This is a genomic window from Citrobacter sp. TBCP-5362 (assembly GCF_005406305.1).
In the GTDB taxonomy this organism is placed as follows: domain Bacteria; phylum Pseudomonadota; class Gammaproteobacteria; order Enterobacterales; family Enterobacteriaceae; genus Citrobacter_B; species Citrobacter_B koseri.
The window spans coordinates 964,804-986,726 of record NZ_CP040234.1 but is presented as its reverse complement, the minus strand read 5'-3'; the positions used below and the strand labels follow the sequence as shown (position 1 = coordinate 986,726).

Sequence of the window (21,923 nt, the reverse complement as noted above, 5' to 3'; positions counted from 1 at the left end):
TCAGGCTCCTCGTGAAACCACAATCACCACCAGCACCGCCAGCTCAATCAGCGCCAGGCGGCGGAACAGAACCGGTGCCGCCGCATTCTGCCAGCCCGGAACCAGCGATACCGGGTTAAGCCATTTACGCAACTTGAGTACCGGGGCAAAGGCCTCTTTCACCGGCATGGCGAAACCGTGGGCGGTAATCACCATCGACTGCTCGTGGTCGTAGCCACAGACCCAGGCCGCGCCGCGTGAACGTGACGGCAGACGGTTGCCTTTGAAAATCGCCATGATGATGAACGGCAGCAGCGGACAGGCGATCAGCAGCAGCGCAATCATCGGCTGAGAAACGGTGGTATTCGCCGTCTCCAGCGGCAGAGGCACGGCAGCGGAGATCAGCGGCAGCAGCCACGGCGCGGCAACGCCGCCCAGCACGCAGCAAATGGCCAGCGCGACGACGCTCACCCCCATCAGGATTGGCGCACAGCAGGCGTTTTCCGCCTCTTTGGTACGCGGCGCGCCGAGGAAAGTGACGCCATAGACTTTCGCCATACACATCACCGCCAGCGCACCGGTAATCGCCAGCCCGACGGCCAGCAACGGCCCTAACAGACGGCCAATGAACGCGCCGCTGTTGCCCAGTTTGAAGAAGGACTGATAGATAACCCACTCACCGGCAAACCCGTTCAGCGGCGGCAGCGCGGCCATCGCCATCAGGCCAATCAACATCGCGACAGAAATCACCGGCATACGTTTACCAATACCGCCCAGTTTTTCGATGTCGCGGTGCCCGGTACGGAACCAAATGCTGCCCGCGCCCAAAAACAGCACGCTTTTGAACAGGCTATGGTTGACCAGATGATAGAGACCACCGGTCAGGCCGAGCGCAATCAGCGCCGGTTGATTAAGGGCGATACCGGTGACGCCCGCGCCCAGACCGAGCAGGATAATGCCGATGTTTTCCAGAGTGTGGTACGCCAGCAGACGCTGAATGTTATGTTCCATCAGCGCATACAGACCGCCGACAAACGCGGTGATCATGCCGAGCACCAGCAGCAGAACGCCCCACCACAGCGGCGCATTGCCGCCAATCAGCGATAAAGAGAGAATGCCCAGCAGACCCATTTTCATCACCACGGTAGAGAACAGGGCCGCCGCCGGCGCGCTGGCGTTGGCATGCGCCTGCGGCACCCAACCGTGCAGCGGGATAATCCCGGCCAGCAGACCAAAACCGACTACGCCGAGCAGCCAGATGTCAGAACCGAGCGGCAGCGCCTGGGCGCGCAGATCGAGCAGACGCAGCTCCAGCGTGCCGTAACGCTGCCACACCAGCCAGCAGGCGACAGCCAGCAGCAGCGTACCGATACGCCCCAGCGCAAACCACAGTTTGCCCTCTTTGCTGCAACCGGTAAGAAACACCGCGCACAGCGCCATGATTTCCGCCATCACCACCAGCGTGCCGAGATTGCTGGCGACGACCGCGCAAACTGCCGCCGCCATCAGCAGGTTTACCAGTAGCCCGTTGGCTAACACCTGTGGGTGACGATGCCAGTCGATGTTGTACAAGCTGACGAACAGCCCGCACAGCCCCAGCGTAATCAGCCAGATGGCGTTCAGCGGGGTGATTTGTAAACCATGACCGATCAACGGCATCACGCCGCTGACCGCTGTCGCATTCACCAGGACGGAAAAACCCGCCGCCGCGGTATACAGACTGCCGACCGCGCCGCCGACACCGGCGACCCAGCCGCTCAGCGCTTTATGAAAGGAGAACAGAAATGCCAGTACGGCCGCCGCCGCGAACCAGGCCACACCGCTATTGATCAGTGAAATTGCGTTCATTTTGCCTCCCCACTTTGCGCCTGCTGAAACAAGGTGAGATCGCCAAAATCGGTGTTGAAGGTCAGCTCACGTTTGCGCTTGCTGGCGCGGGCGATATCCATGTTATTCACCAGGTGTAACGCGTTGGTCGGACACATCCGCACGCAGGCCGGGCCTTGTTCGTCGAAGCTGCACAGATCGCATTTGACCGCGATGGCGCGCACGCCCGGCACCCAGTCCAGCAGCGTGCTGACGCGTGCCGGCGCGGGAGGCGCCGGCGGGGCTTTCGGTGAATTGGCATTCGCCGGAATATGCAGCGGACGGCTGCCGGAAAATTCAATCGCGCCGAACGGGCAGGCAATGCCACACAGCTTGCAGCTTACGCACAAGCTTTCATTCAACTGTACGGCGCCGTCTACCCGATTGATGGCGTTCACCGGGCACACCACGGCACAGGGCGCATCTTCACAGTGGTGACACAGCTGCGGCGCGGATTCTTTTTCATTGAGCATCACTTTCAGCCGCGGCATTGATTGCAGGCCGTGCTGGCGATGCGTCTCTGAACAGGCTGCTTCACAGGTGTGGCAGCCAATACAGAGCGTGGAGTCAGCAATTACAAAACGATTCACCAGGCATTCCTCAGGTGATAGTCATTTTTGACGAAAACATGTCTGAAAAATGTCATTTTCGACACTTATCGACATTCCCATCCCCTCAAACATTCATATGCAGCGTGAAGCGCACGCCGCGAGTAACAACGGGCAGCGCCTCGTGCTTATGCCGCCGGGCTATTTCCCTTTACCAGTTGACGTAAATTCACCGGGCGATTGTTTTCCACGGCGGTGTACAGGCTGTCGTAAACGCTGGCGATTTTTTCGAGATAGTGCTCCAGCACCTGCTCGCGATCGCGGTTACTGACCTTCTCATCAACGAGGCCGTCAATGGTCAATTGCGCTTGTGCAATCAACTGCTTATCTTCACCGTCTTTGGTTTCGACGTAATACTCGATGGTGTGGCTGTTAAAGCCGTCCGCCAGGGTGACGTAAATCGTGAAGTGCTCGAAAAGCACAAAGCACAGATCTTTGTCCGGCGCACAGCTCATGGCGTGATGCAGACGCGCTTTTGATAAGGTGATCCCCTGAACCAGTGAGTTGCAGTAGATTCGCCACTGGTCCAGCAGGCGATGATGCCGCTGCGCGATGTAATCAGCCTTTTCGCTTATTTCCCAAATAGTCATGTCAGGTTACCCGGTTAGCAGAGATAGCCAGCCTTAAGCATTTTCCATGCCAGTTTTTAAACCTTTATTTTTCATGATGATACAAAAACAGCCATCACGTTCGACGCTGTGACGACATGTCATTTCGTCATCGTCGTCATTGTCACAAGCAAGGGAAAAATAACTGGCATATTTATTGCTTATTCAGGGCAATGAATTCGGGAGGCGATATGCACGAAATAACTCTCTGCCAACGGGCACTGGAATTAATTGAACAACAGGCCGCAGCGCACGGTGCAAAACGGGTAACTGGGGTCTGGCTCAAAATTGGCGCATTTTCTTGCGTAGAAACCAGCGCTCTCGCCTTTTGTTTTGATCTGGTATGCCGTGGCACCCTGGCGGAAGGTTGTAAACTCCACCTCGAAGAACAAGAAGCCGAATGCTGGTGCGAGTCTTGTCAGCAGTACGTCACGTTACTGACGCAGCGCGTGCGCCGTTGTCCGCAATGCCAGAGCGACACATTACGCATTGTGGCCGATGACGGATTGCAGATTCGCCGAATTGAAATAGACAGTAATCCAACGCCGGATAGCGACGCCTGAGCGTCTTATCCGGCCGACAGGAATGGCCTGAGTTGTAGGCTGCATAAAGCAAAGCCGCCATCCGGCAATAGAGTTACCGCAAGATAGAGATCAGGAGTGAGCGATGTGTACGACATGCGGTTGCGGTGAAGGCAACCTTTATATAGAGGGAGATGAGCATAATCCCCATTCGGCGTTTCGTAGCGCGCCTTTTGCCCCGGCGGCTCGCCCGGCGCTGAACATCACCGGCGTGAAGACATCCGCCTTTACCCCGAGCCAGACCGCAGAAGGCGATCTGCACTACGGTCACGGTGAAGCGGGAACCCATGCGCCGGGTATGAGCCAGCGCCGGATGCTGGAAGTCGAAATTGACGTGCTGGACAAAAATAACCGTCTGGCCGAGCGCAACCGCGCCCGCTTCGCCGCCCGCCAGCATCTGGTGCTCAACCTTGTCTCCAGCCCCGGTTCCGGTAAAACCACCCTGCTGACCGAAACGCTGATGAAGTTAAAAGACAGTGTGCCGTGCGCGGTGATTGAAGGCGACCAGCAGACGGTCAACGACGCCGCCCGCATCCGCGCGACCGGTACGCCCGCTATTCAGGTCAACACCGGCAAAGGCTGCCATCTTGATGCGCAAATGATTGCCGATGCCGCTCCGCGTCTGCCGCTGGCCGACAACGGTATTCTGTTTATCGAAAACGTCGGCAACCTTGTCTGCCCGGCCAGCTTTGACCTCGGCGAGCGCCATAAAGTGGCGGTGCTTTCCGTCACGGAAGGCGAAGACAAGCCGCTGAAATACCCGCATATGTTCGCCGCCGCTTCGCTCATGCTCCTGAACAAAGTCGATCTGCTGCCGTACCTCAATTTTGACGTTGAGAAGTGCATCGCCAGCGCCCGGGAAGTCAATCCTGACATTGAGATCATCCTCATCTCCGCCACCAGCGGCGAAGGGATGGATCGGTGGCTGAACTGGCTGGAGGCACAGCGATGTGCATAGGCGTTCCGGGGCAAATTCGCTCCATTGACGGCAATCAGGCGAAAGTCGATGTCTGCGGCATCCAGCGCGATGTCGACCTGACGCTGGTTGGCAGTTGCGATGAGAGCGGTGAGCCGCGTCTGGGCCAGTGGGTGCTGGTTCACGTTGGTTTTGCCATGAGTGTGATTAACGAAGCGGAAGCGCGCGACACCCTCGACGCGCTGCAAAACATGTTTGATGTCGAACCAGACGTCGGCGCTTTGTTGTATGGCGAGGAAAAATAATGCGTTTTGTTGACGAATATCGCGCGCCGGAACAGGTGATGCAGTTGATTGATCACCTGCGTGAACGTGCCGCGCATCTCCCTTATACCGCCGAACGTCCGCTGCGCATCATGGAAGTGTGCGGCGGTCATACGCACGCCATCTTCAAGTTCGGCCTCGACCAGCTGCTGCCCGACAACGTGGAGTTTATCCACGGCCCCGGCTGCCCGGTGTGCGTGCTGCCGATGGGCAGAATTGACAGCTGCGTGGAGATCGCCAGCCATCCTGAGGTGATTTTCTGCACCTTTGGCGATGCCATACGCGTACCGGGGAAACAGGGTTCGCTATTGCAGGCCAAAGCCCGTGGCGCAGATATCCGCATTGTTTATTCGCCAATGGATGCCCTGAAACTGGCGCAGGAAAACCCAACGCGCAAAGTCGTTTTCTTCGGTCTGGGATTTGAAACCACCATGCCGACCACCGCCATCACGCTGCAACAGGCGAAGCTTCGCAACGTGCAGAACTTTTACTTTTTCTGCCAGCACATCACGCTTATTCCAACGCTGCGCAGCCTGCTGGAGCAGCCGGATAACGGAATTGACGCGTTTCTCGCGCCGGGTCACGTCAGCATGGTGATCGGCACCGACGCCTATAGCTTCATCGCGACGGATTTCCATCGTCCTCTGGTGGTGGCGGGATTCGAACCGCTTGATCTACTGCAAGGCGTCGTCATGCTGGTTGAGCAGAAAATAGCCTCCCATAGCCAGGTTGAGAACCAGTACCGTCGCGTGGTGCCGGATGCCGGTAATCTACTGGCGCAACAGGCTATCGCCGAGGTGTTTTGCGTCAACGGCGACAGCGAATGGCGCGGGCTGGGCGTGATTGAATCGTCTGGTGTCCACCTGACGCCAGACTACCAGCGGTTTGACGCCGAAGCGCACTTCCGCCCGGCACCGCAACAGGTGTGCGACGATCCGCGTGCGCGCTGCGGAGAAGTGCTCACCGGCAAGTGCAAACCGCACCAGTGCCCGTTGTTTGGCACGACCTGTAACCCGCAGACGGCGTTCGGCGCGTTAATGGTCTCCTCCGAGGGGGCATGCGCCGCCTGGTATCAATATCGTCAGCAGGAGTGTGAAGCATGAACAGCGTACAACTTGCCCACGGCAGCGGCGGTCTGGCCATGCAGCAGCTGATTAACAGCCTGTTTATGGAGGCCTTTGCCAACCCGTGGCTGGCTGAGCAGGAAGATCAGGCGCGTCTTGAACTGGCGCAACTGGCGGCGGAAGGCGACCGCCTGGCCTTCTCCACCGACAGCTATGTTATTGACCCGCTGTTTTTCCCCGGCGGCAATATCGGCAAACTGGCGATTTGCGGCACGGCCAACGACGTGGCGGTCAGCGGCGCAATCCCGCGTTATCTCTCCTGCGGCTTTATCCTCGAAGAAGGTCTGCCGATGGATACGCTGAAAAGCGTGGTGAACAGCATGGCGGCAACCGCGCGCGAAGCCGGTATCGCCATTGTGACCGGTGATACCAAAGTCGTTCAGCGCGGCGCGGCGGATAAGCTGTTCATCAACACCGCCGGGATGGGGGCGATTCCCGCCAATATTCACTGGGGGGCGCAGACATTAAGCGTGGGAGATGTGCTGCTGGTCAGCGGCACGCTCGGCGATCATGGCGCAACGATCCTCAATTTGCGTGAACAACTGGGGCTGGATGGCGAGCTGGTCAGCGACTGCGCAGTATTAACCCCGCTTATTCAGACGCTGCGCGATATTCCAGGCGTGAAAGCCTTACGCGATGCGACGCGCGGCGGCGTGAATGCTGTCGCCCATGAGTTTGCCGCCGCCTGCGGCTTCGGTATTGAGTTGTCCGAATCCGCGCTGCCGGTCAAACCGGCGGTGCGCGGCGTCTGCGAACTGCTGGGGCTGGATGCGCTTAACTTTGCCAATGAAGGCAAACTGGTGATCGCCGTTGAGCGCCAGGCCGCAGACGCGGTACTTGACGCGCTGCGCGCGCACCCGCTGGGCCGCGATGCGGCGCCGATCGGCGAGGTAGTTGAACGCAGAGGCGTTCGCCTGGCCGGTCTGTATGGCGTGAAACGTACCCTTGATTTACCCCACGCCGAACCGTTGCCGCGTATATGCTAGCGCCTGATGGCGCTGCGCTTATCAGGCCTACGGTTCAATGCAGTTTGTAGGTCGGATAAGGCGTTTACGCCGCCATCCGGCAAAGGCGCCTGATGGCGCTGCGCTTATCAGGCCTACGGTTCGACGCAGTTTGTAGACCGGATAAGGCGTTTACGCCGCCATCCGGCAAAGGTGCCTGATGGCGCTGCGCTTATCAGGCCTGCGGATGGACAGGCCTGCGGTGATACCCAAAATATATTACCTATATCTATAATTTATTTACCGTTTTCGCACCGCATCGCGGTGCTTTTCTGGAAAAGCAACATGTCGTATACACCGATGAGCGATCTCGGACAACAAGGTTTGTTCGACATCACTCGTACATTATTGCAGCAGCCCGACCTGGCGTCGCTCAGTGAAGCGCTTTCGCAACTGGTCAAGCGCTCAGCGCTGGCCGACAGCGCGGCTATTGTGTTATGGCAGCCACAGACACAACGCGCGCGTTATTATGCAACTCGCGAAAATGGTAAACCTGTCGCGTATGAAGACGAAACCGTGCTGGCACACGGCCCGGTTCGGCGCATTCTCTCGCGCCCCGATGCGCTGCACTGCAATCATCACGAATTCAGCGAAACCTGGCCACAACTGGCGACAAACGGGCTGTACGGTGAATTTGGCCACTACTGTTTGCTGCCGCTGGCCGCTGAAGGGCGCATTTTTGGCGGCTGCGAATTCATCCGCCAAAACGACCAGCCGTGGAGCGAGAAAGAGTACGAACGTCTGCAAACCTTCACCCAGATTGTCGCAGTGGTCGCTGAGCAAATTCAGTGTCGGGTCAGCAATAACGTTGACTACGATCTCCTGTGCCGTGAGCGCGACAACTTCCGCATTCTGGTGGCGATCACCAATGCCGTGCTTTCACGGCTGGACATCGACGAACTGGTGAGCGAAGTCGCGAAAGAGATCCACCACTACTTTAATATCGATGCCATTAGCATCGTCCTGCACAGCTCCCGCAAAAACAAGCTGAGCATCTATTCCACGCATTATCTGGATGAACATAATCCCGCGCATGAACAAAGCGAAGTGGACGAAGCGGGAACGCTCTCTGAACGGGTTTTCAAAAGCAAAGAGATGCTGCTGATTAACCTGAACGAGCGGGATACGCTTGCGCCGTACGAACGTATGCTGTTCGACACCTGGGGCAACCAGATACAGACCCTGTGTCTGCTGCCGCTGATGTCCGGCAATACAATGCTCGGCGTGCTGAAGCTGGCGCAATGCGAAGAGAAAGTGTTTACCACCGCCAACCTCAAACTGCTGCGCCAGATTGCCGAACGCGTGGCGATTGCCGTGGACAACGCCCTCGCCTATCAGGAGATTCACCGGCTGAAAGAGCGTCTGGTCGACGAGAACCTGGCGCTTACCGAGCAGCTCAATAACGTGGATAGCGAATTTGGCGAGATAATCGGTCGCAGCGAAGCCATGTACAACGTACTCAAGCAGGTGGAGATGGTGGCGCAAAGCGACAGCACCGTCCTGATCCTCGGTGAAACAGGAACCGGTAAAGAGCTGATTGCCCGGGCGATTCATAATCTGAGCGGGCGGAACGCACGGCGAATGGTGAAGATGAATTGCGCGGCGATGCCCGCCGGGCTGCTGGAAAGCGATCTGTTTGGTCACGAGCGCGGCGCCTTTACCGGCGCCAGCGCGCAGCGTATTGGTCGTTTTGAGCTGGCGGATAAAAGCTCGCTGTTTCTTGATGAAGTGGGCGACATGCCGCTGGAGCTACAGCCGAAACTGCTGCGCGTGCTCCAGGAGCAGGAATTTGAACGTCTGGGCAGCAATAAACTGATCCAGACGGACGTCAGGCTGATCGCCGCCACCAACCGCGATCTGAAAAAAATGGTGGCCGATCGTGAGTTCCGCAACGATCTCTATTACCGTCTGAACGTCTTTCCGATCCAGCTCCCGCCGCTGCGCGAGCGCCCGGAGGACATTCCGCTGCTGGTCAAAGCCTTCACCTTTAAAATCGCCCGCCGGATGGGGCGCAACATCAACAGTATTCCTGCCGAAACGCTGCGTACGCTGAGCAATATGGAGTGGCCGGGGAACGTCCGCGAGCTGGAAAACGTCGTCGAGCGCGCCGTTCTGCTGACGCGGGGCAACGTGCTGCAACTCTCGCTGCCGGACATGGGAATGCTCACGCCGGGCGCGCCGCCGGTCGCCACCGAAGTCGCCCAGGAGGGCGAGGATGAATTTCAGCTCATTATGCGCGTGTTGAAAGAGACAAATGGCGTGGTGGCGGGGCCAAAAGGCGCCGCGCAGCGTCTGGGGCTGAAGCGCACCACCCTGCTCTCTCGCATGAAACGATTAGGCATTGATAAAGATGCATTGGTATAGCATCTCTGGCTATACTGGCAGATATCTCAACGAAAGGAGGCAGTATGGCGGTATCAGCACGTAATCAACTGACCGGTACGGTTAGCGCAGTCGCAACGGGTGCGGTGAATGATGAAGTTGAACTGACGCTGGCGGGCGGCGCAAAACTGGTGGCGATTGTCACTCACAGCAGCCAGCAGGCGCTGGGTCTGACAAACGGCAAAGACGCCATTGCTTTGATTAAAGCCCCCTGGGTTACTCTGGCAAGCGAAGATTGCGGCCTGAAGTTCTCCGCCCGCAACCAGTTTGCCGGTAGCGTATCTCAGGTGACGGAAGGCGCGGTCAACGCGACTGTACACATCAAAACCGACGCCGGTTTTGAGATTGTGGCCGTTGTCACCAATGAAAGTCAGGAAGAGATGAAACTGGCGCAGGGCAGTCGCGTTATTGCGCTGATTAAGGCGTCAGCGATTCTGATTGCGACCAAAGCGTAATGGTGTTGCCCGATGGCGCTAACGCTTATCGGGCCTACGCAACTGCGATTAACTCCCGCCATCCGGCAAGACACATTTATTTCTTGCGCTGATACTTTTCCGGCAATTCCGGGACGGGGCGTTTGTCATCAATAAGGTGACGGATGGTCAAAATCGGATGGCGCCAGAGCATTCTTGGGCCTGCCCAACGCATGATCTGCTTCATCTCCTCACGCTTCGCGGGCTGATAACAGTGCACCGGACACTGCTTACAGGCCGGTTTTTCCTCGCCAAACACGCACTTATCCAGCCGCTTTTGCGCATAGGCAAACAGCGCATCGTAATGACCTTGCTCGTTTGAGGCCTGCGGGCACTGGCTCTCGTACAGCGCGATCATTTTTTTAATCGTCAGTTTTTCACGAGCAATACGCTTACCGGACATGATGCCTCCACAAATAAGTTGCATAAATAATACACCTTATCTTCTCTCAGGACTATCACCCTAAAGTGACACATCCTTAGCGCCCTACGTAAATAAGAATTATTTTCATTTATCTATACCTTGTGCTATATAACATAGCAAAGGCTATATTCGATGAATAATTAACCGCATTATGATGAGGGATACTATGCCGCACTTGCTCCGTCTGAAATCCATTCTCCTTGCCAGCGCGCTGGCGATGCTTGCGCTGTCGCCTGCTTATGCAAAAGATAAATTTAAGGTCATCACAACGTTTACCGTCATCGCCGACATGGCGAAAAACGTAGCGGGCGATGCGGCGGACGTCAGTTCAATCACGAAGCCTGGCGCGGAGATCCACGAGTATCAGCCGACGCCCGGCGACATTAAGCGGGCGCAGGGCGCGCAGCTGATCCTCTCTAACGGCCTGAACCTGGAGCTGTGGTTCGCCCGGTTCTACCAGCACTTATCCGGCGTGCCGGAAGTTACAGTATCCAACGGCGTGAAGCCGATGGGCATTACCGAAGGGCCGTATAACGGCAAACCCAACCCGCACGCCTGGATGTCGGCGGAAAATGCGCTGATTTACGTGGATAACATTCGCGATGCGCTGGTGAAATACGATCCAGATAACGCCGCAACGTACCAGAAAAACGCCGAAAACTATAAAGCCCAAATCCGCCAGACGCTCGATCCACTACGCGACGCGCTGGCGAAGATTCCTGCCGACAAGCGCTGGCTGGTGACCAGTGAAGGGGCATTTTCCTATCTGGCGCGCGATAACGACCTGAAAGAGCTGTACCTCTGGCCGATCAACGCCGATCAGCAAGGCACGCCTAAACAGGTGCGCAAAGTGATCGACGCGATCAGGGAACATCACATCCCGGCGGTGTTCAGCGAAAGTACCGTTTCCGATAAACCGGCCCGCCAGGTCGCGCGTGAATCCGGCGCGCACTACGGTGGTGTGCTATATGTTGATTCTCTGAGCGCTGCCGACGGTCCGGTGCCGACGTATCTGGATCTGCTGCGCGTCACAACTGAAACCATCGTCAGCGGCATCACTGACGGGCTGAGGAGCCAGAAATGAGTCAATCTGCGATTACCGTTGATCGCGTCACGGTGACGTATCGCAATGGTCACACTGCCCTACGGGACACAACGTTTCAGGTGCCTGGCGGCTCAATTGCCGCGCTGGTTGGCGTCAACGGTTCAGGGAAATCGACGCTGTTTAAAGCATTGATGGGGTTTGTCCGACTGGCGAAGGGAGAAATCGCCATCCTGCAACAGCCCGTCAACAAAGCGTTGAAACAGAATCTGATCGCCTATGTCCCGCAATCTGAAGAGGTGGACTGGTCGTTTCCGGTACTGGTGGAAGATGTGGTGATGATGGGGCGCTACGGCCATATGGGGTGGCTGCGCCGCCCCAGCGCGCGCGATCGTGAAAGCGTGGACGCCGCGCTGGCGCGGGTGGACATGCTGGAATATCGCTATCGGCAGATTGGCGAGCTTTCCGGCGGGCAGAAAAAACGCGTCTTTCTGGCCAGAGCCATCGCCCAGGACGGGCAGGTTATTCTTCTGGATGAGCCTTTTACCGGCGTTGACGTGAAAACCGAAGCCCGCATTATTGCCCTGTTGCGCGAGCTGCGCGATGAAGGCCGCACCATGCTGGTTTCAACGCATAACCTCGGCTCGGTAACGGAGTTTTGCGATTACACGGTGATGATCAAAGGCACCGTGCTGGCGAGCGGCCCGACGGAAACCACCTTCACCGCTGAAAACCTCGAACTGGCGTTCAGCGGCGTATTGCGTCATGTGGCGCTGAGCGGCGGCGAGGAGCATATCATCACCGACGACGAGCGTCCCTTTATCTCACGGCGCGCAGCAGGCGGAGGAGAATCATCATGAACTGGCTTGTGGAACCGTTCGGCTACCAGTACATGCTCAACGCCATGTGGGTCTCGGCAATGGTCGGCGGCCTGTGCGCCTTTCTCTCCTGCTATCTGATGCTTAAAGGTTGGTCGCTGATTGGCGACGCGCTTTCCCACTCCATCGTCCCCGGCGTGGCGGGCGCGTATATGCTGGGGCTGCCCTTCTCTCTCGGCGCGTTTCTCTCCGGCGGCCTGGCGGCGGGCAGTATGCTTTTTCTCAACCAGCGTTCACGCCTGAAGGAAGACGCGATTATCGGTCTTATCTTCTCCTCTTTCTTTGGCATCGGGCTGTTTATGGTTTCGCTCAATCCGATGTCGGTCAACATCCAGACCATTATCCTCGGCAACGTGCTGGCTATTGCGCCGGAAGATATTCTGCAACTGGCGATCATCGGCACGGTCTCTCTGGTGATTTTGCTGCTGAAGTGGAAAGATCTGATGGTGACTTTTTTCGACGAAAACCATGCGCGATCGATTGGGCTTAACCCCGCCCGGCTGAAGCTGCTGTTTTTCACGTTGCTGTCGGTCTCCACCGTCGCCGCTCTGCAAACCGTCGGCGCTTTTCTGGTGATCTGTCTGGTGGTCACGCCTGGGGCCACCGCCTGGCTGCTGACCGATCGTTTTCCGCGCCTGTTAACCATCGCCGTCGCCATCGGCAGCCTGACCAGCTTTTTCGGCGCCTGGCTCAGCTACTGGCTGGATGGTGCGACCGGCGGGATCATCGTCGTCCTGCAAACGCTATTGTTTCTGCTGGCATTTATCTTCGCCCCGAAACACGGCCTGCTTGCCAACCGCCGTCGTGCGCGTCTGAATAAGGAGACCCCATGCGCTTAACCGCCTTACTGGAACCCTTCCAGTTTGATTTTATGATCAACGCGCTCATGGTCTCGGCAATTGTGGCGATCCCCTGTGCGTTATTGTCGGTGTTTCTGGTGCTGAAAGGCTGGGCGTTAATGGGCGACGCCATGAGTCACGCCGTGTTCCCCGGCATTGTGCTGGCCTATATCGCCGGTATTCCGCTGGCCATCGGCGCGTTTATTGCCGGGCTATTCTGCGCGGTTGCCACCGGCTATCTCGACGATAACAGCCGCATTAAGCGCGATACCATCATGGGAATCGTCTTCTCAGGAATGTTTGGCGCAGGGCTGGTGCTGTACGTTTCTATCCAGTCTGAAGTCCATCTGGATCATATTCTGTTCGGCGATATGCTGGGCGTGTCCATCAGCGATATTCTGCAAACGGCGCTGATTGCGCTGGGTATTGCGCTGATTATCGGTTTGAAATGGAAAGATTTTTTACTGCATGCCTTCGATCCGCACCAGGCAAAAGCCAGCGGCCTTAATACCTCCCTGCTGCATTATGGTCTGTTGTGCATGATCGCGTTGACCATCGTCGCAACGCTGAAATCGGTGGGGATTATTCTTTCCATCTCGCTGTTAATCGCCCCTGGCGCGATTGCGATTTTGCTGACGCGGCGTTTTGCCCGCGCGCTGATGCTGGCGGTCACGCTGTCGGTCGTCACCTCTTTTCTCGGCGTTTATCTGTCGTTTTTCCTCGACAGCGCCCCTGCGCCAACCATCGTGGTATTGTTCACTGCGATCTTCATCGTGGCATTTATTTACGCTACGTTGCGGGAGCGGCGTTCCGAAATGCAGCTCAAACAGCAGTTATAAAAATCAGAAACGGAATAAGGATCGATAAGTCGTCCATCGCTGCTTTCCCTGAAATGCGTATCTCCGTTATCATGTGCCCCTTATGTGATAACAACGAAAAGAAAAAGCATCGCAATCCATTTAAAATCAGGGAACTGGACACGACTCCATGAGTACAATCGATAATCTCGACGCCCACACCCCCATGATGCAGCAGTATCTCAAGCTGAAAGCCCAGCACCCGGAGATCCTGCTGTTTTACCGCATGGGCGATTTTTACGAACTGTTTTACGACGATGCACGCCGCGCCTCGCAATTACTCGATATTTCGCTGACCAAACGCGGCGCATCGGCGGGCGAACCGATTCCGATGGCGGGCATCCCGCATCACGCCGTCGAAAACTACCTTGCGAAGCTGGTCAATCAAGGGGAGTCCGTCGCAATCTGTGAACAGATTGGCGATCCGGCCACCAGCAAAGGCCCGGTTGAACGTAAGGTCGTGCGCATCGTTACGCCTGGTACCATCAGCGATGAAGCGCTGTTACAGGAGCGCCAGGACAACCTGCTGGCCGCCATCTGGCAGGACAGCAAAGGCTACGGTTACGCCACGCTGGACATCAGCTCCGGGCGTTTTCGCTTAAGCGAACCGGTTGACCGTGAAACGATGGCCGCAGAATTACAGCGCACTAACCCGGCAGAACTACTATACGCCGAAGATTTTGCCGAAATGGCGCTGATCGACGGCCGCCGTGGTTTACGCCGTCGCCCGCTGTGGGAATTTGAAATCGATACCGCTCGCCAGCAGCTAAACCTGCAATTTGGTACGCGGGACCTGATCGGCTTTGGCGTAGAGAACGCACCACGCGGACTGTGCGCCGCAGGCTGTCTGTTGCAGTACGTCAAAGACACCCAGCGCACTTCACTGCCGCACATTCGCTCCATTACGATGGAACGCCAGCAGGACAGCATCATTATGGATGCCGCCACGCGCCGCAACCTGGAGATCACCCAGAACCTGGCGGGCGGCGTGGACAATACGCTGGCTTCGGTGCTCGACTGCACCGTCACGCCAATGGGCAGCCGTATGCTCAAACGCTGGCTGCATATGCCGGTGCGCGACACGAAAACCCTGATCGAACGTCAGCAGACCATTGGCGCGTTGCAGGATGTGACCAGTGAATTGCAACCGGTGCTGCGTCAGGTGGGCGACCTGGAGCGTATCCTCGCCCGTCTGGCCTTGCGTACCGCCCGACCACGCGATCTCGCCCGTATGCGTCACGCCTTCCAGCAGTTACCGGAACTGCGCACACAGCTTGAAACCGTAACCAGCGCCCCCGTGCAGAACCTGCGCGAGAAAATGGGCGAGTTTACCGAACTGCGCGATCTGCTGGAACGCGCCATTATCGACGCGCCGCCGGTTCTGGTGCGCGACGGCGGCGTTATTGCGCCGGGCTACAACGAAGAGCTGGACGAATGGCGCGCGCTGGCTGACGGGGCGACCGACTATCTCGATCGTCTGGAAATCCGCGAGCGTGAACGTACCGGGCTGGATACGCTGAAAGTCGGCTTTAACGCCGTACACGGTTATTACATCCAGATCAGCCGTGGGCAAAGCCACCTGGCGCCCATTAACTACGTCCGCCGTCAGACGCTGAAAAACGCCGAGCGCTACATTATTCCCGAGCTGAAAGAGTACGAAGACAAAGTTCTGACCTCTAAAGGCAAAGCGCTGGCGCTGGAAAAACAGCTTTATGACGAGCTGTTCGATCTGCTGCTCCCTCACCTGGCAGAGCTGCAACAGAGCGCCAATGCGCTGGCTGAGCTGGACGTGCTGGTCAACCTGGCTGAACGCGCGTATACGCTGAATTATACCTGTCCGACTTTTAGCGATAAGCCCGGCATTCGTATTACCGAAGGTCGCCATCCGGTTGTCGAGCAGGTGCTGAACGAGCCGTTTATCGCCAACCCGCTGAACCTTTCCCCGCAGCGCCGAATGTTGATTATCACCGGGCCGAACATGGGGGGTAAAAGCACCTATATGCGTCAGACCGCGCTGATTGCGCTGCTGGCGTATATTGGCAGCTACGTGCCAGCGCAAAGCGTTGAGATTGGCCCGATTGACCGCATCTTTACCCGCGTAGGCGCGGCGGACGATCTGGCTTCCGGTCGTTCAACCTTCATGGTCGAGATGACCGAAACCGCCAATATTTTGCACAACGCGACCGAAAACAGTCTGGTTTTGATGGACGAAATCGGGCGCGGCACATCAACCTATGACGGCCTGTCGCTGGCGTGGGCGTGTGCGGAAAATCTGGCGAATAAGATCAAAGCGTTGACGCTGTTCGCCACCCACTACTTCGAACTGACGCAGTTGCCGGAGAAAATGGAAGGCGTCGCGAATGTGCATCTGGACGCGCTGGAGCACGGCGATACCATCGCCTTTATGCACAGCGTGCAGGACGGGGCGGCAAGCAAGAGTTACGGTCTGGCGGTAGCTGCGCTGGCGGGCGTGCCGAAAGAGGTGATCAAACGCGCGCGGCAGAAGCTGCGCGAGCTGGAAAGCCTCTCGCCGAATGCCGCCGCGACCCAGGTGGATGGTACGCAGATGTCGCTGCTGTCGGTTGCGGAAGAGACCTCTCCTGCCGTTGAAGCGCTGGAGAACCTCGACCCTGACTCTCTGACGCCACGCCAGGCGCTGGAGTGGATCTACCGGTTGAAGAGTCTGGTGTAAATCAGAAACGCCCGGTGGCGCTACGCTTACCGGGCCTACAAGAAGCATCACAATAAGTAGGCCGGATAAGGCGTCAGCCGCCATCCGGCTTTTTTATTAACGCTTATCTTCCGCCAGCAGCGGTGGAATGCCCGGCACCATCGGCGCTTGATCAATATCTTTCTGCGTCATGCGAAACGCTTGCGGATAATGTTCGCGGCTGGTACGGCGTAGCGGCTCAGTATCACGCCAGGTGTACAGACAATGTTGGCACTGATACACCGTCCAGATCCCTTTGACCGGAGAGGTCGCCATCAATTCAATATGTTCATCAGCGCAACGTGGACAAATCATCTGCTACTCCTTATTTACGGTTGGCCAGCATGGCAGTCAGCTTTTCAGCCCAGGCTTTGGTTTCCGGTAAATCACATACCGGCTGGCTGTAGTGGCCGCGATTATCCGGCGCAACCGGCGTTGTGGCGTCGATGATCAGTTTGTCAGTGATCCCCGCCGGGCTTGAGCCTGGGTCCAGTTCCAGCACCGACATGTTCGGCAGCTGCACCAGATCGCCTGCCGGGTTGACCTTCGACGACAGCGCCCACATCACCTGCGGCAGGTTGAACGGATCGACATCCTCATCAACCATAATCACCATCTTCACGTAGCCCAGACCATGCGGCGTGGTCATTGCCCGCAGGCCGACTGCGCGGGCAAACCCGCCGTAGCGTTTTTTGGTCGAGATAATCGCCAGCAGACCGTGGGTATACATGGCGTTAACCGCCTGCACTTCCGGGAACTCCGCTTTCAACTGCTGATACAGCGGCACACAGGTCGCTGGCCCCATCAGGTAGTCGATTTCAGTCCACGGCATCCCGAGGTAGAGCGATTCAAAAATCGGTTTAGTGCGATAAGACACTTTGTCGATGCGCACTACCGTCATATTGCGCCCACCAGAATAGTGGCCGGTAAACTCGCCAAACGGCCCTTCAATTTCACGCTTACGGCTTTCGATCACCCCTTCAAGGATCACTTCTGAACCCCACGGCACATCAAAGCCGGTCAGCGGCGCGGTGGCGATCGGGTATGGGCTTTCGCGCAGCGCGCCCGCCATTTCATACTCAGACTGATCGTATTTCAGCGGCGTGGCGCCCATCAGAGTGATGATCGGATCGTTACCGAGCGTAATAGCAATCGGCAGATCTTCGCCACGCTCTTCCGCCTTATGCAGATGCAGCGCGATATCGTGCATTGGCACCGGTTGCAGGCCCAGCTTGCGCTTGCCTTTCACTTCCATCCGGTAGATACCCACATTCTGCTTGCCGAAGTGATCCGGGTCGAGCGGATCGCGGGAGACGACACAGGCTTTATCCAGATAGAAGCCGCCATCGCCATCGTTGAGGCGAAACAGCGGCAGAATATCAAACAGGTTGATCGCCTCGCCATCAACGGTGTTTTCCGCCCACGCCGGGTTGGCACGGCGCTCGGGGGCGACGGGGAACGTGTCCCAGCGGCGGATAAATTCATCAATTTGCTTTTTTACTGGCGTATTGGGCGGCAAGCCTAAAGAGATGGCATGGTTCTGCCAGGAACCAATGGTGTTCATCGCCACGCGCGCATCCGTGAAGCCACGGATATTGTCGAACCACAGCGCCGGCGCGCCGTCGCCAATGCGCCCGGTTGCGTTAGCCGCAGCAGCCAGATCCGGCTCTGCATTCACTTCTTCACTGATTTTCAGCAGTTGCCCCTGCTCGTCGAGCGCCTGCAAAAAGCTGCGTAAGTCATCAAATGCCATTATTCATTCTCCTGTGAAAAATTCTGCGCCTGCTGCAAGCCCTGCCAGCGCCGGGCACGCGGATGCTCCAGACCAAACTGATCCAGCACACGCGCCACAATATGCTGCGTAATATCATCAATGGTTTGCGGATAGTTGTAGAAAGCAGGCATGGGCGGCACCATCGCGACCCCCATGCGGGAAAGGGCGAGCATGTTTTCCAGATGGATCGTGCTGAGCGGCATTTCACGCGGCACCAGCACCAGTTTGCGCCCTTCTTTCAGCACCACGTCGGCGGCACGGCCAACTAACCCCTCGGCATATCCTGCGCGAATCCCCGCCAGCGTTTTCATACTGCAAGGAATAATGATCATGCCGTCGGTGCGAAATGAGCCGGAAGAGATCGTCGCCGCCTGATCCGCCGGGTTATGGCAGTAATCAGCCAGTCCGGCAACATCTCGCGCACTGTAAGGCGTTTCCAGCTCAATGGTCGTTTTGGCCCACTTAGACATTACCAGGTGTGTTTCTACTGTCGGCATTTGCCGCAGCGCCTGTAGCAACGCAATGCCTAGCGGCGCCCCCGTTGCGCCGGTCATCCCCACAATCAGTCTCATTCATCACTCCATTTTTGTTCGTATACGAACGTTTTAGATAAAATACGCTACCCGGAATACCTGGACAAGCTTCATTCCCCATAGCCGCACGGAGAGCTAAAAGATTGAGCATTATAAAAATTGCTACAACCCGTTATGATAGCAACAGATATTTTGCCAGGAGCGCACATGGAGTTACGAAACACAGCGTTTCATCTGTTACGTCAGCTTTTTCAACAGCATACGGCCCGCTGGCAGCACGAATTACCGGAACTGACCAAGCCACAGTATGCGGTAATGCGCGCTATTGCTGAGCATCCAGGCATTGAGCAGATTGCCCTAATGGAGGCGGCGGTCAGTACAAAAGCGACGCTGGCGGAGATGCTAAGCCGAATGGAAAGCCGGGGACTGGTGACGCGGGAAAGCGATCCACAAGATAAACGCCGCCGCTTTGTTTATCTTACTGGCGAAGGAGAAACGCTGCTGACCGGCGCCATGCCCTTGGGGGATCGTGTGGATGATGAATTTTTAGGGCGCCTGAGCGACGATGAGCGTGAGCAGTTCACGCAGCTGGTGCGCAAGATGATGGGGTAAAGTCAGCCCGATAAGCAAAGCGCCATCGGGCAATAAGTACCAGATGGCGGCTACGCCTTATCTGGCCTACGAACTGACGGCCAAAGAAAAAGGCCAGTCTCACGACTGGCCTTTTTTTGACGAATAATCACTTACTCACGGAACAGCGCTTCGATATTCAGCCCCTGAGTCTGCAAAATTTCGCGCAGACGACGCAGGCCTTCAACCTGAATCTGACGAACACGTTCACGGGTGAGACCAATTTCACGCCCCACATCTTCCAGTGTCGCCGCTTCATACCCCAGCAGACCGAAACGACGTGCCAGCACTTCACGCTGTTTGGCGTTCAGTTCGAACAGCCATTTGACGATACTCTGTTTCATATCATCATCTTGCGTGGTGTCTTCCGGGCCGTTCTCTTTTTCATCGGCCAGGATATCCAGCAACGCTTTTTCGGAATCACCACCCAACGGGGTGTCTACCGAGGTTATGCGCTCGTTGAGACGAAGCATACGGCTGACGTCATCAACCGGTTTATCCAGTTGCTCTGCTATCTCTTCCGCGCTCGGTTCGTGGTCCAGTTTATGCGACAACTCTCGTGCGGTACGCAGATAGACGTTCAGCTCTTTAACAATGTGAATCGGCAGTCGAATCGTACGGGTTTGGTTCATAATGGCCCGTTCGATCGTCTGGCGAATCCACCAGGTAGCGTATGTTGAGAAACGGAACCCACGTTCAGGGTCAAACTTCTCGACGGCACGGATAAGCCCCAGATTGCCCTCTTCAATCAGGTCCAGCAACGCCAGTCCACGATTGCCATAACGGCGGGCAATTTTTACCACCAGACGCAAGTTACTCTCAATCATGCGACGGCGAGAGGCAACATCTCCACGCAGTGCGCGACGCGCAAAATAAACTTCTTCTTCGGCCGTTAACAGTGGCGAATAACCAATCTCACCAAGGTAAAGCTGAGTCGCGTCCAACACACGCTGTGTGGCCCCTTGCGATAACAGCTCCTCTTCAGCCAGGTCGTTATCACTGGGTTCCTCTTCACTCAAGGCTTTTTCGTCAAAAGCCTCTACTCCGTTCTCATCAAATTCCGCGTCTTCATTTAAATCATGAACTTTCAGCGTATTCTGACTCATAAGGTGGCTCCTACCCGTGATCCCTGGACGGAACTAGCAAGTGCAAGCCTGGTTCCGCCGAATTATCGCTGCGGTAAATAGCGCAGCGGGTTTACGGATTTCCCCTTGTAACGAATTTCAAAATGCAAGCGTGTAGAACTGGTTCCGGTGCTACCCATGGTAGCGATTTTTTGCCCCGCCTTAACTTCTTGTTGTTCCCGGACCAGCATCGTATCGTTATGGGCGTAGGCACTCAGGTAATCATCGTTGTGTTTGATGATAATAAGATTACCGTAACCGCGCAGCGCGTTACCGGCATATACGACGCGTCCATCTGCGGTCGCGACAATAGCCTGTCCTTTACTGCCTGCAATGTCGATCCCTTTGTTGCCACCTTCGGTAGCCGCGAAGTTTTCGATCACTTTGCCCTCAGTCGGCCAGCGCCATGTGGAGATTGGCGAACTGGTTGACGTACTGCTTGCAGTCGGTTCGGTTGTGCTCGCTGTTGGTGCCGTTACAGGCGCTGTGACCACGGTCCCAGCAGGCTTGTTGTTCGGCAACATTTTATTAGCACTTTGTTCACCTGAATCCTCAGAATACGTAATTGTCGGTTTCGACGCAACTACAACGGTGGAATTTTGTGCAGGTTTGGTCACAACTCCTTGCTCTACTGCATCCGCCTGCGTAATCGCGTTGCCGCCGGTAATTGGCGTGCCTGAGGCATTGCCGACCTGGAGCGTTTGCCCCACATTCAGGCCGTATGGGGCCGGAACGTTGTTACGCTGAGCAAGGTCGCGGAAATCGTTCCCGGTGATCCAGGCGATATAGAAAAGCGTGTCGCCTTTTTTAACGGTGTATGTGCTGCCGCCGGTGTAGCTGCCTTTCGGAATGTTCCCATACTGGCGGTTGTACACGATACGGCCATTTTCCATTTGCACAGGCTGCTCAGCAACCGGCTGGATCTGCCGGGACTGGGCAACCGGTTGAACAGGCTGCACGGGCTGAATCTGCGGCGTTTGTTGCGCCGTTGTCCCCATTTTGGGCGGCGGCGTGATCAGCATCCCGGAGCTGGTGCTCGACGGGGTATTACCATTAACTGAGCTTACCGGCGCAGGAGGATTCGAAGAATTGGAACAACCTGCCAGCCATAGCGAAACCAGCGACAATGCCGCAATGCGGCTAACGGTGAATTTTGGGCTTCCCGCGCTCATTTATCCCCCAGGAAAAATTTGGTTAACAACCAGTGACGTAATAACCGTGCAAGGCATCGGCCTGGACGCTGGAAAC

The 21,923-nt window shown here is 56.7% G+C and carries 22 protein-coding genes; 13 read left to right on the top strand and 9 right to left on the bottom strand.

The features are described 5' to 3' along the window. The 3 genes from hycC to hycA all read right to left on the bottom strand — a co-directional run bounded on the left by hycC (position 1) and on the right by hycA (position 3,043). Positions 1-1,827: a formate hydrogenlyase subunit 3 gene (gene hycC / locus FD428_RS04760; RefSeq protein ID WP_114848663.1), complete on the bottom strand. Its 1,827-nt coding sequence runs from the start codon at positions 1,825-1,827 to the stop codon at positions 1-3. Then, complete coding sequence (hycB, locus tag FD428_RS04755; RefSeq protein WP_047461668.1) at positions 1,824-2,435, bottom strand: formate hydrogenlyase subunit HycB; 612 nt, start codon at positions 2,433-2,435, stop codon at positions 1,824-1,826. The genes hycC and hycB overlap by 4 nt, the downstream gene beginning before the upstream one ends. 146 nt (positions 2,436-2,581) lie before the next feature. Further along, positions 2,582-3,043, bottom strand: coding sequence for a formate hydrogenlyase regulator HycA (hycA, locus tag FD428_RS04750; RefSeq protein ID WP_012134837.1), 462 nt, complete (start codon positions 3,041-3,043; stop codon positions 2,582-2,584). Positions 3,044-3,252: 209 nt separating this feature from the next. Here hycA and hypA point away from each other — a divergent pair, with 209 nt between their 5' ends. The 7 genes from hypA (at position 3,253) to FD428_RS04715 (ending at position 9,846) form a co-directional block, all read left to right on the top strand. Further along, positions 3,253-3,624, top strand: coding sequence for a hydrogenase maturation nickel metallochaperone HypA (gene hypA / locus FD428_RS04745; protein ID WP_024130894.1), 372 nt, complete (start codon positions 3,253-3,255; stop codon positions 3,622-3,624). Positions 3,625-3,727: 103 nt separating this feature from the next. Continuing rightward, a complete protein-coding gene (gene hypB / locus FD428_RS04740) occupies positions 3,728-4,600 on the top strand; it encodes a hydrogenase nickel incorporation protein HypB (protein WP_012134839.1) in 873 nt (290 codons plus the stop codon). Then, entirely contained in the window at positions 4,591-4,863 is a 273-nt protein-coding gene (hypC, locus tag FD428_RS04735; RefSeq protein ID WP_047461662.1) for a hydrogenase 3 maturation protein HypC, read from the top strand. Before hypB ends, hypC begins: the two co-directional genes overlap by 10 nt. After that, entirely contained in the window at positions 4,863-5,984 is a 1,122-nt protein-coding gene (gene hypD / locus FD428_RS04730; protein WP_012134841.1) for a hydrogenase formation protein HypD, read from the top strand. The genes hypC and hypD overlap by 1 nt, the downstream gene beginning before the upstream one ends. Further along, positions 5,981-6,991, top strand: coding sequence for a hydrogenase expression/formation protein HypE (gene hypE, locus FD428_RS04725; protein WP_114848664.1), 1,011 nt, complete (start codon positions 5,981-5,983; stop codon positions 6,989-6,991). The genes hypD and hypE overlap by 4 nt, the downstream gene beginning before the upstream one ends. A 303-nt stretch (positions 6,992-7,294) precedes the next feature. After that, the gene (gene flhA / locus FD428_RS04720; protein ID WP_024130895.1) at positions 7,295-9,373 is read left to right on the top strand and encodes a formate hydrogenlyase transcriptional activator FlhA; all 2,079 of its coding nucleotides are present in this window, start codon (positions 7,295-7,297) and stop codon (positions 9,371-9,373) included. A gap of 44 nt (positions 9,374-9,417) precedes the next feature. Then, entirely contained in the window at positions 9,418-9,846 is a 429-nt protein-coding gene (locus FD428_RS04715; RefSeq protein WP_012134844.1) for a molybdopterin-binding protein, read from the top strand. A 76-nt stretch (positions 9,847-9,922) separates the two neighbouring features. Here FD428_RS04715 and FD428_RS04710 read toward each other — a convergent pair whose 3' ends face one another. Beyond that, positions 9,923-10,267, bottom strand: a complete 345-nt coding sequence (locus tag FD428_RS04710) for a nitrous oxide-stimulated promoter family protein (protein ID WP_024130896.1) — start codon at positions 10,265-10,267, stop codon at positions 9,923-9,925. A gap of 187 nt (positions 10,268-10,454) precedes the next feature. On the opposite strand from FD428_RS04710, the gene sitA reads away from it, so the two are divergent. From sitA to mutS, 5 genes are all read left to right on the top strand, one after another. Continuing rightward, complete coding sequence (sitA, locus tag FD428_RS04705; RefSeq protein ID WP_047461652.1) at positions 10,455-11,372, top strand: iron/manganese ABC transporter substrate-binding protein SitA; 918 nt, start codon at positions 10,455-10,457, stop codon at positions 11,370-11,372. Beyond that, positions 11,369-12,190: an iron/manganese ABC transporter ATP-binding protein SitB gene (gene sitB, locus FD428_RS04700; RefSeq protein ID WP_058668011.1), complete on the top strand. Its 822-nt coding sequence runs from the start codon at positions 11,369-11,371 to the stop codon at positions 12,188-12,190. The genes sitA and sitB overlap by 4 nt, the downstream gene beginning before the upstream one ends. Next, the gene (sitC, locus tag FD428_RS04695; protein ID WP_012134848.1) at positions 12,187-13,047 is read left to right on the top strand and encodes an iron/manganese ABC transporter permease subunit SitC; all 861 of its coding nucleotides are present in this window, start codon (positions 12,187-12,189) and stop codon (positions 13,045-13,047) included. The genes sitB and sitC overlap by 4 nt, the downstream gene beginning before the upstream one ends. Continuing rightward, complete coding sequence (gene sitD / locus FD428_RS04690; protein WP_012134850.1) at positions 13,038-13,886, top strand: iron/manganese ABC transporter permease subunit SitD; 849 nt, start codon at positions 13,038-13,040, stop codon at positions 13,884-13,886. The genes sitC and sitD overlap by 10 nt, the downstream gene beginning before the upstream one ends. A 148-nt stretch (positions 13,887-14,034) precedes the next feature. Continuing rightward, the gene (gene mutS, locus FD428_RS04685) at positions 14,035-16,596 is read left to right on the top strand and encodes a DNA mismatch repair protein MutS (protein ID WP_114848665.1); all 2,562 of its coding nucleotides are present in this window, start codon (positions 14,035-14,037) and stop codon (positions 16,594-16,596) included. A 96-nt stretch (positions 16,597-16,692) separates the two neighbouring features. On the opposite strand, the gene FD428_RS04680 is transcribed toward mutS, so the two are convergent. From FD428_RS04680 to FD428_RS04670, 3 genes are read right to left on the bottom strand one after another with little or no spacing between them, the layout of a single operon-like run. Continuing rightward, complete coding sequence (locus FD428_RS04680) at positions 16,693-16,929, bottom strand: non-oxidative hydroxyarylic acid decarboxylases subunit D (protein ID WP_012134852.1); 237 nt, start codon at positions 16,927-16,929, stop codon at positions 16,693-16,695. Between the two features lie 10 nt (positions 16,930-16,939). Further along, complete coding sequence (locus FD428_RS04675) at positions 16,940-18,367, bottom strand: non-oxidative hydroxyarylic acid decarboxylases subunit C (protein ID WP_110493893.1); 1,428 nt, start codon at positions 18,365-18,367, stop codon at positions 16,940-16,942. Continuing rightward, entirely contained in the window at positions 18,367-18,960 is a 594-nt protein-coding gene (locus tag FD428_RS04670) for a non-oxidative hydroxyarylic acid decarboxylases subunit B (RefSeq protein ID WP_112001657.1), read from the bottom strand. The genes FD428_RS04675 and FD428_RS04670 overlap by 1 nt, the downstream gene beginning before the upstream one ends. Positions 18,961-19,128: 168 nt before the next feature. Here FD428_RS04670 and FD428_RS04665 point away from each other — a divergent pair, with 168 nt between their 5' ends. Next, on the top strand, positions 19,129-19,533 hold the full coding sequence (locus tag FD428_RS04665) for a MarR family winged helix-turn-helix transcriptional regulator (RefSeq protein WP_024130898.1): 405 nt from the start codon (positions 19,129-19,131) through the stop codon (positions 19,531-19,533). A gap of 131 nt (positions 19,534-19,664) precedes the next feature. Here FD428_RS04665 and rpoS read toward each other — a convergent pair whose 3' ends face one another. Together rpoS and nlpD are read right to left on the bottom strand one after the other, a co-directional pair. Further along, a complete protein-coding gene (gene rpoS, locus FD428_RS04660; RefSeq protein ID WP_000081498.1) occupies positions 19,665-20,657 on the bottom strand; it encodes an RNA polymerase sigma factor RpoS in 993 nt (330 codons plus the stop codon). Positions 20,658-20,719: 62 nt separating this feature from the next. Continuing rightward, the gene (gene nlpD, locus FD428_RS04655) at positions 20,720-21,847 is read right to left on the bottom strand and encodes a murein hydrolase activator NlpD (protein ID WP_104868264.1); all 1,128 of its coding nucleotides are present in this window, start codon (positions 21,845-21,847) and stop codon (positions 20,720-20,722) included. Between the last annotated feature and the right edge of the window lie 76 nt (positions 21,848-21,923).